The sequence below is a fragment of the Rhizobium sp. WYJ-E13 genome, from assembly GCF_018987265.1.
In the GTDB taxonomy this organism is placed as follows: Bacteria; Pseudomonadota; Alphaproteobacteria; order Rhizobiales; family Rhizobiaceae; genus Rhizobium.
The window spans coordinates 4109302-4124875 of sequence record NZ_CP076853.1; the positions used below are offsets into that span (position 1 = coordinate 4109302).

The following is a 15574-nucleotide window of genomic DNA, read 5'->3' on the forward strand; positions in this document are numbered from 1 at the left end:
GCAATATCTTTCGCGCTGCAACAAAAAAACGGGCCGAGCCCGCTTTTCCGCATCCGGACCTTGCCGGATAGCCGGTAGCGATGCTGCCAGTTCATCCGTGGTCAGCGTCGTCCCGGTATGACTGAAGGGATCATCCCTCCCATATCGGCCATGCGAGATACCTGCATGCCGGTTTTGCCAACACTGTTTTTAGGCGGGCAAGGTGACAGCGGCATGACGGATAAACGGCAATTTTACGAAGACTTAGAGCGTGATCTGCTCTTTATCCTTTCAATGCCGGCAAATTTCGCTAAGACCGACTACCGGCTATCACAAATCCGGGACTTCCCATTTCATGACAAAATTCGATGTTCTGACAGTCGGCAACGCAATCGTCGATATCATCGCCCGTTGCGACGACCAGTTCCTCATTGACAACAAGATCACCAAGGCGGCGATGAATCTCATCGATGCCGACCGTGCCGAACTGCTCTATTCCCGCATGGGTCCGGCGCTTGAAGCGTCCGGCGGCAGCGCCGGCAATACGGCCGCCGGCGTTGCAAGCCTCGGCGGCAAGGCCGCGTATTTCGGCAAGGTCGCGGAAGATCAGCTCGGCGAGATCTTCGCGCATGATATCCGTGCCCAGGGCGTCCATTACCGGACTAGGGCCAAGGGCACGTTCCCCCCGACCGCGCGTTCGATGATCTTCGTCACCGATGACGGCGAACGCTCGATGAACACCTATCTCGGCGCCTGCGTCGAACTCGGGCCTGAAGATGTCGAAGCAGATGTCGTGGCCGATGCCAAGGTGACCTATTTCGAAGGTTATCTTTGGGATCCGCCGCGCGCCAAGGAGGCGATCCTTGATTGCGCCCGCATCGCCCATGAGAACGGCCGCGAAATGTCGATGACGCTCTCCGACAGCTTCTGCGTCGATCGTTATCGCGGTGAGTTCCTGGATCTCATGCGGTCGGGCAAAGTCGATATCGTCTTCGCCAATCGTCAGGAAGTGCTGTCGCTTTACGAGACCGACGATTTCGAAGAAGCGCTGAACAAGATCGCCAAGGATTGCAGGATCGCCGCCGTGACCATGAGCGAGAACGGTGCCGTGATCCTGAAGGGCAACGAGCGCCATTACGTGGATGCGATCAAGATCAACGAAGTCGTCGACACGACCGGCGCCGGCGACCTCTTCGCCTCTGGCTTCCTCTACGGCTACACCCAAGGCCGCACCCTGGAAGATTGCGGCAAGCTCGGCTGCCTTGCCGCCGGCATCGTAATCCAGCAGATCGGCCCGCGGCCGATGAGGTCGCTGTCCGAAGCCGCAAAGGAGGCAGGCCTTATTTAAAAGCCTCGCCCGGATAGGCACCCCAGATTTCCGACTGCGCCACCCAGCCCTCGGCGCCGTCGGTCTTTGCGAAGCACCACTCTCCGCTGCATTCACCGATCGTGATCATCACGCCGGGTTCCAACTTGGCGACGATGCTGGAAGACGGCTGCGCTTCGCGGCGGAGGTTGACATAGACGCTCTTGCCCTTGCCCTTCATCCACGGCGCGGCGATAGCGGCGCGCTGGCCTGACAGCAGCGACTGATTGACCCAGCCCTCGGTGCCGTCGGCATCGCGGATACGGCGCCAGTTGTCATATTCCTGGATGATTTCGACCGGCAACCCAGACTTCAGATAGAGCCAGGAAACGGCGTAATCCGTTCCCGGGCCGATACGCAGGTTGACGCGCTTGGACTTCAGCGTCACGAATCGCGGCAGCGGCAGGCCGCTCGGCCCCTTGGCCGCCTGGGCTTGGGCAAATTCGATGCTGCCTGCCGACACGGCAATAGCAATCGCCAGGACGAGGCAGGACTTCAGAACAGTGCGACGCATGGAAGCTTCCATTGGCTCGAATTCGAAGCAGGCCTTGCCTGCTCGTTTTCCGGGATTCCCCGGTCGCCTCGCGAGTTTTGTTTGTCTTCGCGTGCGGGTCTGGTAGAAAATGCCCGGAACAGGGAAATGATCGCCCAACTTGGTTAAAGACCTCTGAACAAGGCACCGCAAGCCGCTATGACGACGAAGAAAAAACCCAAGGTCTACATAACCCGCAAGCTGCCCGATGTCGTCGAAACCCGCATGCGCGAGCTCTTCGATGCCGAGTTGAATATCGATGACACGCCGCGATCCGCCCTCGAACTTGCCGAAGCCGTCAAGAACTGTGACGTGCTCGTTCCGACCGTAACGGACCGGATCGACACAGCCCTCATCGATCAGGCCGGGCCGCAGATGAAGCTGATCGCCAGCTTTTCGAACGGTACCGATCATATCGATGTCGAAGCCGCCGCCCGCAAGGGCATCACCGTCACCAATACGCCGAATGTGCTGACCGAGGACACTGCCGACATGACCATGGCGCTGATCCTCGCCGTGCCGCGCCGGATTGGCGAAGGTGCGCGCGTGCTGACCGACAGGCCCGGCGAATGGGCCGGCTGGTCTCCCACCTGGATGCTCGGCCGTCGCATGCATGGAAAGCGCATCGGCATCGTTGGCATGGGCCGTATCGGCACGGCTGTTGCGCGACGCGCCAAGGCCTTCGGCCTGTCGATCCATTATCACAACCGTAAGCGCGTCAATCCGGCGACGGAGGACGAATTGGAGGCGACCTATTGGGAAAGCCTCGATCAGATGCTCGCTCGCGTCGACATCGTCTCGGTCAATTGCCCCTCGACACCAGCGACCTTCCATCTGCTCTCGGCACGACGCCTGGCGTTGCTGCAGCCGACCGCCTATCTCGTCAACACCGCCCGCGGTGACGTGATCGACGAGGCGGCTCTCATCAAATGCCTGCGAGAAGGAAAGATCGCCGGCGCCGGCCTCGATGTTTTCGAAAACGAACCTGTCGTCAATCCGAAGCTGGTGAAGCTCGCCAACGAGGGCAAGGTCGTGCTGTTGCCACATATGAGTTCGGCGACGATCGAGGGACGTGCGGAAATGGGCGACAAGGTCATCATCAACATCCGCGCCTTCATGGACGGTCACCGGCCGCCGAACCGGGTGCTGCCCGGACGGTGAGGCCTCCCACCTCAGCCGGCAAGCGCTTTCCGCATCTCGATAAATGTCACGCGCGTGAAGCCAGGATGGGACTTCTCTGCGGTCTTGACAAAGCCCCAGGCGGCGAAGGTCGAGTGATTGCCGACGAGTTCTATCCGCGTCTCGAGCCTTAATGCCGAAAGGCCGAGATCGCACGCCGTCTTCTCGGCGATATCAAGCAGGCGACGGCCGACGCCTTTGCCTTGTGCCGATGGCAGAACCGCAAGCTTTCCGACATAGAGGCAGTCCGTCTCCGGGCGCAGGAAAATGCATCCGGCAAGCCGTCCGTCATTCTCCACGGCATAAGCAATTTCCACCCTTGTTTTCTCCACCAGCGATTCCACCGTCAGGCGGATTGCGGAAGAGGGCGGATCGATGCGGCCTTCCATATAGGCGAAGGATGCGAGAACGAGATCAAGCAGCTCATTCCAGCGGGCAAAGCCCTCATCGATGCGAAAAGGCGTCATGCGGTCTTGCTCTGCCTCGCGCGCCGGCGCTTGTAGCGGATCGTATCGAAACGGGCCGATAGCGCATCATAGAGCAGCAGCCGGCCGATCAGCGGTTCACCTGCACCGGTAATGAGCTTGATCGCCTCCATGGCCATCAGCGTGCCGATAACGCCCGTGAGTGCACCGATGATCCCGGCTTCCGCGCAGGCTGGGATCAGTCCGGTCGGTGGTGCTTCGGGAAAAAGGTCGCGATAGCCGGGATTGGCCGTACCGTCTTCGGCAGTCTCATAGGGTTTCAGCACGGTCAGCGATCCGTCGAAGCGGCCGACTGCACCGGTGACGAGCGGGATGTGCGCTTCCTCGGCTGCATCGGCAGCCGCATATCGTGTGTCGAAATTATCGGAGCCGTCGATCAAGAGATCGAAGCCCGAAAGGTGTCGGCGCGCAACGTCTGCCGAAAAGCGCTCGGTGAACCGGATGATCTTGATATGCGGGTTCAGTCGCGTAATCGCTTGCGCTGCACTCTCCGTCTTCAGCTCGCCGATCGTGCCGGAATCGTGGATAACCTGCCGCTGCAGATTGGAAAGGGAAACGCGGTCGTCATCGGCAATACCAAGCGTGCCGACGCCTGCGGCGGCCAGATATTGCAGGATCGGCGCACCAAGCCCTCCGGCGCCGATCACCAGCACGCGCGCGGCCTTCAGCTTCTGCTGACCCGCGCCACCGATTTCCGGCAGCAGGATATGACGATGATAACGCGCAATTTCGTCCGGGCCGAGAGGTTCCATAGGTCTGATGCTATCACGCCCCGAACCGGCAGGAGAAGCGCTATCGCTCATTCGAAAACCCTTCCGTCGGCAACCGTGAAAAACTGTGCCCGCTCGCCAAGTGCCGCAAACATCTGATGGTCCGTTCCTGTCATGAAGGCCTGGCCGCCGAGCCCATCTATGAGGTCGAACAATGCAGCACGGCGCCCCTCGTCGAGATGGGCGGCGATCTCGTCCAAGAGCAGAACCGGCGCATGGCCCGTGAGATTGCCGACGAGCCGCGCATGGGCAAGCACAAGGCCCACCAGCAGGGCCTTTTGCTCACCGGTCGAGCAGCGCGCTGCTCCCATCTGCTTCTCGCGATGATGCACGATGAGATCGGCGCGATGCGGCCCCTCCAGTGTGCGTCCGGCGCCGGCATCGCGATAACGGTTGGCGGCGAGCGTTGACGCATATTCGTCTTCCAAGTCGACCGAAGGCCTGGAGAACTGGCCGTCCATAAAGCCCGAGAGCTGCAGCGATGCTGACGGGAAGGGGGAGGTCTCGCGGCATTCTTCGATCAGCCGCGTCAGCAGGCCGAGCATTTCCTGCCGCGCGAGCGCCATGGCGATGCCGAGGCTTGCCATCTGCTCCTCGATACCGGAAAGCCAGGACGGATCGAAACGGCCTTCGTCGAGCAACTTGTTGCGGCTGCGCATGGCACGTTCGAAATCGCTCGCCCGCTTGCCATGTTCAGGGTCGAGCGACAGCACCAGCCGGTCGAGGAACCGCCGGCGGTCGGACGAGCCGCCGGTAAAGAGCCCATCCATGGTCGGAGTCAGCCAGAGTACGCGCAAATGGTCCGTCAGCTCGTCGATCGTTTTCGCGGTCGTTCCATTGATGCGCAGCCGGCGCGTGGTCGTCTCGTCGCTGGCATCGATCCCGGTGCCGATCTCGACATCGCCTTCCATGCCATCGAGTTCGGCAAAGATAGAAAACCCACCCGTCGCATGCACGCGGGTGATGTCGCCATAGGCGGCGCGGCGCAGCCCGCGTCCGGGCGAGAGGAAGGAGACAGCCTCCATGAGGTTGGTCTTGCCGGCGCCGTTGTCACCGGTCAGCACCACATGCCGCCCGTCGAGCGAAAGCGAGGCCGATGCGTAATTGCGAAAATCGGTCAGCTTCAGGCGGGAAAGGGAAACCTTGTGCGGCATCGGATATCCGGAATCATTAGCGCTGACAGCTAAGCCGAAGCCGCACGGATATCAAGGCTGAGAGCTGCTTATGTCTCTAATGCCTGCGAGGGACGGGAGCCTCCAGCTGCGCTTCGGCCTCTGCAATCGCCTTTTCGATCCAGTAGAGAAGATCCGGCCGGTTTTCTATCGAGCCGCGCAAGGATTTCAACGAGTCGAGGATCATCGTCAGCCTCTGGCGGCGCATATCGATGACGATACTGTCGGCATCAGATTTCCCGGTGGGAGAGGATATCATCGCAGTATTCGAAGCCTCATGTCGGATGCGTCTTAGGGGGTCGGCGCGACTAACTATCGCCGATGCAATGAAGTCAACTAAAGGGTGTTCAATTTTTTGCGATATCGCCGTCAAGTGATCAAATGAGGAGTAAAGGTTGTATAATGTTCAATGAGACAACTCTTTAGGCGGTATAATGCCAAAAAAAGTCGGTTGAAATTTGCAACTTCCGGGTTGAGATATTCAGCTGACGCTATATGGTAAATAAAGGGTTTATCGGGAGAGAATGCTGCAGTGCCAGATCCGGTTGATATCATTGTCGGTCGCAACGTGAGACAACTTCGCGCTCGCCGACGTGTTTCTCAACTGGAACTCGGTGAAGCGCTGGGCCTTACATTCCAGCAGATTCAGAAATACGAGAAGGGGACGAACCGCGTCTCTGCCAGCAAGCTGCATCAGATAGCGGTCTTCCTTGGAGTGGATATTTCCGAGCTTTTCGAAGGTGCCGGCATTTCCCAGTTCACCAATCGTGTTGAGCTGAGCCCCGAGGCTTATGAGCTGGCGGTCAGCTATGACAGGTTGAGTTCGTCTGCGGGCAAGCAGGCAGTCAAGACGATCCTCAATCTCATGAGCGGTCAGGCAACCGAAAACGCTGCCTGAAGCGTTCCAAACATCCTTGAAACTATCGAGATTCAGTGAAGCTCGCGCTCGTGCAGCGCAACGAGCAGGGCATCCTGTGTCTGATGGCCGGCATGATAAAGGTCGATCGCGATGCTGGCGATCGAAAGGCCCTGCTGGCTGCGGAGCTTGATATTGCGTTCGGCGCACCACGTATAGAGCGCACCTGCCAGCGCATCGACATCTTCGGACAGGCAGTTGGAAAAGTTCGTTGCCGACATGGATATACCCTCTGTTAGTCCCGGACTGCGGGCCAAAGACAGTATGGAATTCAGGAACTTGCAAGCATCATCCGGTCTCTGCGTTAACACAAGACATCTGTGTGCCGGCCTGCGTCCCGGCCTGATACATGTGTCCCGGATTGGGGCGCGCACGAAAAAAGCCGGAGGCGGAACCCTCCGGCTTTTGTAACCTTGAAAGATATCGAGATCAGCCCTCGAAGAATTCCTTCATCCGGGCAAAGAAGCCCGTCGATTCCGGATTGTTCTCCTTGGAGGAGAGCTGCTCGAATTCCTGCAGAAGCTCGCGCTGGCGCTTGGAAAGCTTCTGCGGCGTTTCGATCTGGATCTGGATGTAGAGATCGCCTGTCTGGCTGGAACGCAGCACCGGCATGCCCTTGCCCTTCAGGCGGAATTGTTTGCCCGCCTGCGTACCCTCGGGAACGGTGACACGCGACTTGGTGCTGTCGAGCGTTGCCACATCGAAGGTGCCGCCGAGCGCTGCCGTCGTCATGGAGATCGGCACGGCGCAATAGAGATCGGCTCCGTCGCGCTGATAGAACTCATGCGGCTTCACCGACAGGAAGATATAGAGATCGCCCGCCGGGCCGCCGCGCATGCCGGCTTCGCCTTCGCCCTGCAGGCGAATGCGGGTGCCGTCCTCGATGCCGGCAGGGATGTTAACCGAAAGCGAACGCTCTTCGGTCACACGGCCCTGGCCGTGGCACTTCGGGCACGGATCGGGAATGATCTGACCGCGACCATGGCATGTCGGGCAGGTACGTTCGATCGAAAAGAACCCCTGTGCTGCGCGCACGCGGCCCGAACCCTGGCAGGTGCCGCAGGTCTTCGGTTGCGTGCCGGGCTTCGCGCCGGAGCCAGAACAGACGTCGCAGGTAATCGACGTCGGAACGCGGATCTGCGCCGTCTTGCCGGAGTAAGCCTCTTCCAGCGAGATTTCCATATTGTAGCGAAGGTCGGCGCCGCGTTCGCGGCCGCCCGAAGAGCGTTGCCGTCCACGGCCGCCGCCCATCATCTCGCCGAAAATATCCTCGAAGATGTCGGAGAAACCGCCACCGGCAAATCCGCCGCCGCCGGGACCGCCCATGCCGCCATGCTCGAAGGCCGCATGGCCGTAACGGTCGTAGGCAGCGCGCTTCTGCGGGTCCTTCAGCGTTTCGTAGGCTTCATTGATTTCCTTGAACTTGCGTTCGGCGTCTTTGTCATCCGGGTTCTTGTCCGGATGGTATTTCATTGCCAGCTTGCGGAAGGCGCTCTTCAGCTCTTTTTCATCCGCCGTCTTGGCTACACCCAGAGTTTCGTAAAAGTCCGCTTTTGCCAATTTAAGCCCCGGAAATGGATTTCCGGCTGCCATGGTGAGCAGCCGGATGTCTATCGTCTAGCAAAGGCCGCCAGCCCACGATTACGCGGACTTCTTGCGGTCGTCGTCCTTGACTTCTTCGTAGTCGGCATCGACGACATTGTCATCCGCAGCCGAAGCGTCGGTAGTGCCGCCTTCGGCCTGCTGGGCTTCATAGATCGCCTGGCCGAGCTTCATGGACACTTCCATGAGCGTCTGGGTCTTGGCCTTGATGTCTTCGGCGTCGGCTTCGGTTGCTTCGGTCGCGGACTTCAGAGCGGCAATCGCGTCGGAGATTGCAGTGCGGTCGGCTTCGGAAACCTTGTCGCCGTAATCCTTGAGCGACTTCTCCGTGGAATGGATCAAGCTTTCGGCCTGGTTCTTGGCTTCCACGCCTTCGCGACGCTTCTTGTCCTCGGCGGCATGCGATTCGGCATCCTTGACCATCTTTTCGATGTCGGCGTCGGAAAGACCACCGGAAGCCTGGATGCGGATCTGTTGTTCCTTACCGGTGCCCTTGTCCTTGGCCGAAACCTGCACGATGCCGTTCGCGTCGATATCGAAGGTGACTTCGATCTGCGGAACGCCGCGCGGTGCCGGCGGCAGGCCAACGAGGTCGAACTGGCCGAGCAGCTTGTTGTCGGCAGCCATTTCACGCTCGCCCTGCGAGACGCGGATGGTGACGGCCTGCTGGTTGTCGTCGGCAGTCGAGAAGGTCTGGCTCTTCTTCGTCGGGATCGTCGTGTTGCGTTCGATCAGACGGGTGAAGACACCTCCGAGCGTTTCGATGCCGAGAGACAGCGGGGTCACGTCGAGAAGCAGAACGTCCTTGACGTCGCCCTGCAGAACGCCGGCCTGGATGGCTGCGCCGAGAGCAACGACTTCATCCGGGTTGACGCCCTTGTGCGGTTCCTTGCCGAACAGCTGCTTGACGACTTCCTGGACCTTCGGCATGCGGCTCATACCACCGACGAGAACGACTTCGTCGATCTCGGCTGCAGTGACGCCGGCATCCTTGAGGGCTGCTTTGCACGGAGCGATGGTGCGCTGAACGAGATCGTCGACCAGGCTTTCGAGCTTGGCGCGGGTCAGTTTCAGGGTCAGGTGCTTCGGACCGGAAGCGTCAGCCGTGATGAACGGCAGGTTGATTTCGGTCTGTTGCGAAGAGGACAGCTCGATCTTTGCCTTTTCGGCAGCTTCCTTGAGGCGCTGCAGGGCGAGCTTGTCGTTCTTCAGGTCGATGCCGTTGTCCTTCTTGAACTCGGCAACGAGATATTCGACGAGGCGCATGTCGAAGTCTTCACCGCCGAGGAAAGTATCGCCGTTGGTTGACTTCACTTCGAAGACGCCGTCACCGATCTCGAGGATCGAGATATCGAAGGTACCGCCGCCAAGGTCGTAAACGGCGATCGTCTTGCCGTCCTTCTTGTCAAGGCCGTAGGCGAGCGCTGCAGCGGTCGGCTCGTTGATGATGCGCAGCACTTCAAGACCGGCGATCTTGCCGGCATCCTTGGTTGCCTGACGCTGCGCGTCGTTGAAGTAGGCGGGAACGGTGATGACGGCCTTTTCGACCTTTTCACCGAGATAGGACTCGGCGGTTTCCTTCATCTTCTGAAGGATCATCGCGGAAATCTGTGCGGGCGAGTAGCCCTTGCCGTTGGCTTCGACCCAGGCGTCGCCATTGTCACCTTTGACGATGGTGAAGGGAACGAGGTGCTTGTCCTTCTCGACGGTCGGATCTTCGTAACGGCGGCCGATGGGGCGCTTTACGGCGAAGAGTGTGTTCGTGGGGTTGGTGACCGCCTGGCGCTTTGCCGGCTGGCCGACGAGGCGTTCGCCGTCATCGGAAAATGCCACCATGGAAGGGGTCGTACGCGCGCCTTCCGCGTTCTCTATGACCTTTGCGTCTTTGCCGTCCATGACTGCGACGCAGGAATTTGTCGTTCCAAGGTCGATACCAATTACTTTTGCCATGTCATTCTCTCCTTGAAGCAAGCTGTCGGAACCCCGGTAAGGCATTTCCCTGACAGCCCCTTACGGGATGGGTCTACTAAGATTACGCAATCGTGATTGCGGTGATGCGGCGTATATAAGGAGCGGATTTCTGGACTGCAAGGCGAGAAATGACCCGGAATCCAGCAAAACGAATGTGTTGCATTCAATTTTTACAGTAGCCGGAAAAGGGTCTGCTTTGCACCGTCGAACCACGCAAATCTTGCATGCCGAGCCTTGCGCAGGACGTGCTCCCGAAAGGCCTTCATATCCCGTTCCAATACTGTCTACTGCCCCATGATGAGATCGAGCAGGGTCGTGCGTCGCGGCTGCGCCCCTGACGTTGCTTGCGGTCCGCCCACATCACCGGGCGGCACCATGTCGTCGTAACCGCCGCCGGCAACATCGGCGGGCGGCACAGGTCCGCCATTCACCGGCGTCACCGCCCGCGACTGTCCGGGCGCCGGCGGATAACGGTTCAGGTCGGCATTCCCACCAAAAACGCCGGAAATGATGCTGCCGACCGTCGAAGGCTGCTCGGGAGCCGGCTGAGCCTGCGCCATCGGCTGGCCGTTGCCGAGGTCGGTGCCAGGGTTGGCGCCAGAGTCGGGGAGTGTCTGGCCCATGCCGAAGAGCGGCGCTGGAGAAAGCCCCTTATGCGCGGCGACCATGAATTCCTTCCAGGCTTTGGCCGGAAGCCCTCCGCCGGTTACCTTCTTCATCGGCTTGCCGTCGTCATTGCCGAACCATACGCCTGTCGTCAGGTTGCTGGTGAAGCCGACGAACAATGCGTCGCGTGAGTTTTGCGTCGTGCCGGTCTTGCCGGCCGCCTGCCAGCCGGGAAGCTTGGCGCTCGAGCCTGTGCCGCCGTTGATGACGCCCATCATCATCATGTTCATTTCGGCGACGATCTGCTCGGATAACACGCGGGGCGGATTGTCGTAGGTGTTCTCGTAAAGCACCTTGCCATCAGTGGTGGTCACCCGGCGGATCACATGCGGCGTCGCTTTGTAGCCACCGTTCATGAAGGCGGCATAGGAGGATGTCAGCTCCATGAGCGACACTTCCGAGGTGCCGAGTGCGATAGAGGCATTGGGCTGTAGGTCTGATTCGATGCCGAGACGATGCGCGAGCTTGATCACCTGATCCGGCCCGTCATACATCACGAGCTGGGCGGCCACCGTGTTCAGTGACTTGGCGAGCGCGGTGCGGAGCGTCACTTCGCCGTTGTATTTCTTCTCGTAATTTTCAGGCGTCCAGTCGCCGATGCGGATCGGCGCGTCGTTGAAGACGGAATCCGGCGTCAGGCCTTTTTCAAGTGCGGCGGCATAAACGAATGGTTTGAAGGAGGAGCCTGGCTGGCGTTTGGCCTTGACGGCGCGGTTGAACTGGCTCGTCGCATAATCCCTGCCGCCGACAAGCGCCCGGATCGCGCCCGTGCCGTCGATCGAGACGAGAGCTGCCTGCGACGCATCGAACTTGCCGCCCTCTTTGTCGAGCACGTCGACCAGCGACTGCTCGGCTTTCTTTTCGAGCGTCTTGTCGATGGTCGTGTCGACGATGACGTCTTCCTTCACGTCGCCGACCAGCCCCTGCAGCTCGTCCATCACCATATCGGCGACGTATTGCCCGGCGCCCGACCAATAGCTTCGGGCAGAAGCCGGCGTCTGTGACATCGCCGTCTTGATTTCGTCCGCGCTGATATATCCCTGATCGCGCATCGCCCGCAGCACGACCTGCGCGCGGGCGTTTGCCGCCTCCGCATCGCGTGCCGGGGAAAGTCGCGATGGTGCCTTCACGAGACCCGCAAGCAGTGCAGCTTCGCCGAGGTTCACGTCGCGCGCCGACTTGTTGAAATAGCGGCGGGCCGCCGCTTCAACGCCATAGGCATTCGAGCCGAAATAGACCCGGTTCAGATACATCGCAAGGATCTGGTCCTTGGTGTATTTCTGCTCCAGCCAGAAGGAGAGCAGCACTTCCTGCACCTTGCGCTCCAGCGTGCGGTCGGGCGAGAGGAACAGGTTCTTGGCAAGCTGCTGCGTCAGCGTTGAGCCGCCCTGGATCGGCTGGCCCGTCAAGTTGTTGATGAAGGCGCGCGCAAGTCCGAACGGATCGACGCCGAAATGCGAATAGAAACGACGGTCCTCGATGGCGATGACGGCTTCCGGAATATAGGGCGACATGTTCTCCAGCGAGAGTGCTTCGCCGCCGGTCGCGCCGCGATTGGCGATCACGCTGCCGTCCACGGCGGTGATCTTGACGTTGGGCGGCCGCTCTGGGATTGCCCAGGTGCTGGCGCTCGGCATGCGCGAACCATAATAGAACACGAGCCCGGCAACACCGATGCCGGCCCAGATGCCAAGCACGATGCACCAGTAGACGACCCTGCGCAGGAATGCGAACAGGCCGCCGCCTTCGCGTTTCCGAGGCTCGGGACGGCGCTTCGCCGATGCGCGGCGGGGGGCGGGAGATTTTGATGTACGTTTGGAGCCGTGCCGCCCGTCGATGCGGTCGTCGGCATCGAGCGCGAATTCGTCATCCTCCTCACGCCGCCCACGGCCGTTGAAGGACGGTTCGATCCTGTCGTCTGATCTGCGTCTGGCTACCATCGTGGAGCGGTTGACCCTTGTTATAAGACCGCGCCCCAGAGCAACGGTTTTATTCGACTGAACTGTAAATGCGGCGAATTAACGGGCTGTTAAGAACAACACCAATACGGCCAAGTACCCCGCCTGGTTGTTTTTTCTCCGTTAACCAGCCGCGAGTTCCCGCATGGCCGCAATTCGTTGAGACCGTCACAAAACCGACACATATCGCCACGACGTCCGCCCGTCCCGGAAGCGGACGCGCTCCACGCAGCGGCGAGCCGGCTGAAGATCTCCTTGGCTCCTATGCGGAGATGCGCGACCTGCTGGCTATCCAGCGTCGCACATCTTCTGGCTGGTGAGGGAACCAATAGGCTTCGCGGTAGTTTTATCAGAAGCGGGACATACCCCTCACGTCCCGCTCAGATCGGCCGTCTCCCCTCAACACGCGCCGATCAATATCAGGCCCGGCGTATCACGAGATACGTCGGGTCCTTTTCTTTAGGGACGATAGGGGCCGCGATCGCGATAATAATAGTCCGGCCCGCGGCGCCAGCGGTCGCGATCATGATAGAAATCGCGGTTGCGGTAATAGCGGTCCCAATATGGGCCGACGCTGAATGTCACTGTCGGAATACCGAGCGGACGGTAATATTGCGGGCCGACATAGATCCGACGCCGCTCATAGGTCGCCTGGACATATTGGCCGGAAACCCAGCCGCGGCCTCCATAGAATTCCACATCGCACCAGGGCGTATCGGCAAGGCAGCCGCGGATTTGCAGCGGCGTGCCGTTTGGAATGACGGCGACGGCAGGATAGCGCGTGCTCGGGCCGGCACGCATGTTCACGTTCGCAGTCGAAATGCCCTGCGCCGCTTCGGCAATGGCAGGCGCCAGCAGCAAGAGACCACCCGCGACAATTTTCAGAAGAATATGTTTCACCTTTTACTCCTCGCGATGAACGACGGACGCCGGGCGTCGGGAGCGACATTTCCCCGGCGGGGCAAAGATAGAGCGCCTGCGGCGCAGGTCACGCAGCGCAGGTTTCACTTTGTCTTTCAAAGGCTTATAGGGGCGTTCGGATGAACGAAGCTTGAACGGCGGTCAAGCTTTTATTCGGGGCCTTGAAATGTAAAAGGCGGCTTCCGATATAAGGTTCAAGAAATCGCAGCCCGGAAATGTTGTGCGCCCTGTCGGTGATACCGTTTCCGAGATCTGGTTGGATGGATCGTTTACCGGTCGTTAATCCTTCAGGATCACTCTGGCTGTGCATTATCTGCTTCTCCTTTGACCACGGATGTACTGGCACTGAGATGAGGCGGATAACGGAAGGCCGGTTCGAACCGGCCTTTTTGTTGGCAGATTTCGGATGGCGTGCCGCGCGAGAGCGCGGGCACGCCTTTTTCGTTTCAGGCCTTCAGTGCAGTCAGGATACGCACCCAGGAGCGGATGCCCTTGTGGTAGGAGGCAAGCTCGTATTTCTCGTTAGGCGAATGGATGCGGTCGTCGGAGAGACCGAAGCCGACGAGCAGGGATTCCATGCCGAGCATCTTCTGGAAATCGCCGACGATCGGGATCGAGCCGCCCATGCCGATGACGACGGCAGGCTTCGGCCATTCATCCGAAAGCGCGGTCCGCGCCTTGGTCAGAACAGGCGAGTCATAGGAAAGATGGATGGCCGGCGAGGCGCCATGCGGATGGAACTCGACCGAGCAGTCGGCCGGGATCTTCGAGCGAACGTAATTGCGGAAGCTTTCGCGGATCGCTGCCGGATCCTGTGTGCCGACGAGGCGGAAGGAAACCTTCGCCGATGCCTTGGCGGCAATCACGGTCTTGAAACCTTCGCCGGTATAGCCGCCCCAGATGCCGTTGACCTCGGCCGTCGGCCGAGCCCATGTGAGTTCCAGGACCGAGCGGCCCTTTTCGCCCGAGGGGATGGAGAGGCCGACTTCGCCGAGGAAGCTTTCCGCCGACTTGCCGAGCGCTTCCCAGGATGCCTTGATATTGGAGGGTGTTTCTTCGACGCCGTTGTAGAAACCGTCGAGCGTGATGCGTCCGGTCTCGTCATGCAGGCCGGCAAGTGCTTCCACGAGAATATGGATCGGATTGGCGGCAGCACCGCCGAAAAGGCCGGAATGCAGGTCGCGGTCGGCAGCCGTCACCACGACTTCCTCGCCGACAAGACCACGAAGGGCAGCCGCGATTGCCGGTGTATCGCGATCCCACATGCTGGTGTCGCAGACGAGGGCATAGTCGGCCTTGAGTTCGGCAGCATTGGCTTCGAGGAACGGCTTCAGCGACGGCGAGCCGGATTCTTCCTCGCCCTCGAAAAGTATGGTGACGCGGCAGGGAAGGGCGCCATTGATTTCCTTGTAGGCGCGGCAGGCTTCGACGAAAGTCATCAGCTGACCCTTGTCGTCGGCAGTACCGCGGCCGGTCAGGATCTTGCGGCCATTGCCGGCGTCCTTGACGGCGGGATCGAAAGGATCGTTTTCCCATAGCTCGATCGGATCGACCGGCTGCACGTCATAGTGACCGTAGAACAAGACGTGGGGCGCATCAGCCGAGGCGCCTTCATGATGGGCGACCACCATCGGATGGCCGGGCGTGTCGCGAACCGAGGCGTCAAAGCCCAGTGTCCTCAGATAGGCGGTGAGCCACTCGGCTGCCTTGCGGCATTCGGCCTTGTAGGCCGGATCGGTCGAGATCGACTTGATGCGCAACAGCTCAAACAGCTTTTCAAGGCTTGAATCGAGATTCCGGTCCGCACGCGCAAGGATAGGATTTAGTTCGGTCATTTCCGACTCCTTCTGGAATTCCGCCGGACGATAGACCCAATTGGCTGTGGTTTCGAGCGTCAAATTTCAGGGTGTTATGTTGGCGCTAAATGCTACAATAAATGAAGTGGCGGCGCCTAATGCAAGTTACGGTTATTTAGAATACTCTAAATAATCTCGCCCAGACTTTCGAGGTGGCGAATGTTCTCTGTCATTGCCTGCATCAGGGATAATCATGACTGG

13 protein-coding genes and 1 pseudogene are annotated in these 15574 nt (G+C 59.9%); 3 read left to right on the top strand and 11 right to left on the bottom strand.

Features of this window, described 5'->3' with window-relative positions; genetic code table 11:
• Positions 1-334: 334 nt before the first annotated feature.
• The gene (locus KQ933_RS20300; protein ID WP_216756505.1) at positions 335-1327 is read left to right on the top strand and encodes an adenosine kinase; all 993 of its coding nucleotides are present in this window, start codon (positions 335-337) and stop codon (positions 1325-1327) included.
• Here the strand turns inward: KQ933_RS20300 and KQ933_RS20305 are convergent.
• On the bottom strand, positions 1320-1859 hold the full coding sequence (locus KQ933_RS20305) for an SH3 domain-containing protein (RefSeq protein WP_216756507.1): 540 nt from the start codon (positions 1857-1859) through the stop codon (positions 1320-1322). The two genes, KQ933_RS20300 and KQ933_RS20305, sit on opposite strands and share 8 nt — an antisense overlap.
• 177 nt (positions 1860-2036) lie before the next feature.
• Between KQ933_RS20305 and KQ933_RS20310 the strand changes: the two genes are divergently transcribed.
• The gene (locus KQ933_RS20310) at positions 2037-3038 is read left to right on the top strand and encodes a D-glycerate dehydrogenase (protein WP_216756509.1); all 1002 of its coding nucleotides are present in this window, start codon (positions 2037-2039) and stop codon (positions 3036-3038) included.
• 11 nt (positions 3039-3049) lie between these two features.
• Here KQ933_RS20310 and KQ933_RS20315 read toward each other — a convergent pair whose 3' ends face one another.
• The 4 genes from KQ933_RS20315 to KQ933_RS20330 form a co-directional block, all read right to left on the bottom strand.
• Positions 3050-3523 (bottom strand): GNAT family N-acetyltransferase, encoded by a 474-nt coding sequence (locus tag KQ933_RS20315; RefSeq protein WP_216756510.1) that lies wholly within the window; start codon positions 3521-3523, stop codon positions 3050-3052.
• Positions 3520-4344 carry a molybdopterin-synthase adenylyltransferase MoeB gene (locus tag KQ933_RS20320; RefSeq protein WP_216756512.1) on the bottom strand — a complete coding sequence of 275 codons (825 nt, stop codon included), beginning with the start codon at positions 4342-4344 and terminating at the stop codon, positions 3520-3522. Before KQ933_RS20320 ends, KQ933_RS20315 begins: the two co-directional genes overlap by 4 nt.
• Positions 4341-5465, bottom strand: coding sequence for a DNA replication/repair protein RecF (gene recF / locus KQ933_RS20325; RefSeq protein WP_216756514.1), 1125 nt, complete (start codon positions 5463-5465; stop codon positions 4341-4343). Before recF ends, KQ933_RS20320 begins: the two co-directional genes overlap by 4 nt.
• Before the next feature lie 76 nt (positions 5466-5541).
• A complete protein-coding gene (locus KQ933_RS20330) occupies positions 5542-5742 on the bottom strand; it encodes a hypothetical protein (protein WP_216756515.1) in 201 nt (66 codons plus the stop codon).
• A 273-nt stretch (positions 5743-6015) separates the two neighbouring features.
• Here KQ933_RS20330 and KQ933_RS20335 point away from each other — a divergent pair, with 273 nt between their 5' ends.
• Positions 6016-6381 (top strand): helix-turn-helix domain-containing protein, encoded by a 366-nt coding sequence (locus tag KQ933_RS20335; RefSeq protein WP_216756516.1) that lies wholly within the window; start codon positions 6016-6018, stop codon positions 6379-6381.
• Between the two features lie 32 nt (positions 6382-6413).
• Here KQ933_RS20335 and KQ933_RS20340 read toward each other — a convergent pair whose 3' ends face one another.
• From KQ933_RS20340 to KQ933_RS20365, 6 genes and pseudogenes are all read right to left on the bottom strand, one after another.
• Positions 6414-6620 carry a hypothetical protein gene (locus KQ933_RS20340; RefSeq protein WP_183727500.1) on the bottom strand — a complete coding sequence of 69 codons (207 nt, stop codon included), beginning with the start codon at positions 6618-6620 and terminating at the stop codon, positions 6414-6416.
• A 208-nt stretch (positions 6621-6828) separates the two neighbouring features.
• Positions 6829-7959, bottom strand: a complete 1131-nt coding sequence (gene dnaJ, locus KQ933_RS20345; protein ID WP_216756518.1) for a molecular chaperone DnaJ — start codon at positions 7957-7959, stop codon at positions 6829-6831.
• Between the two features lie 81 nt (positions 7960-8040).
• On the bottom strand, positions 8041-9951 hold the full coding sequence (gene dnaK, locus KQ933_RS20350; protein WP_216756520.1) for a molecular chaperone DnaK: 1911 nt from the start codon (positions 9949-9951) through the stop codon (positions 8041-8043).
• A 305-nt stretch (positions 9952-10256) separates the two neighbouring features.
• A complete protein-coding gene (locus KQ933_RS20355) occupies positions 10257-12578 on the bottom strand; it encodes a transglycosylase domain-containing protein (RefSeq protein ID WP_216756521.1) in 2322 nt (773 codons plus the stop codon).
• 495 nt (positions 12579-13073) lie between these two features.
• Positions 13074-13496, bottom strand: a pseudogene (locus tag KQ933_RS20360) (SH3 domain-containing protein); the annotation flags it as partial.
• Between the two features lie 467 nt (positions 13497-13963).
• Entirely contained in the window at positions 13964-15352 is a 1389-nt protein-coding gene (locus tag KQ933_RS20365) for a dipeptidase (RefSeq protein ID WP_216756524.1), read from the bottom strand.
• Positions 15353-15574: the final 222 nt, after the last annotated feature.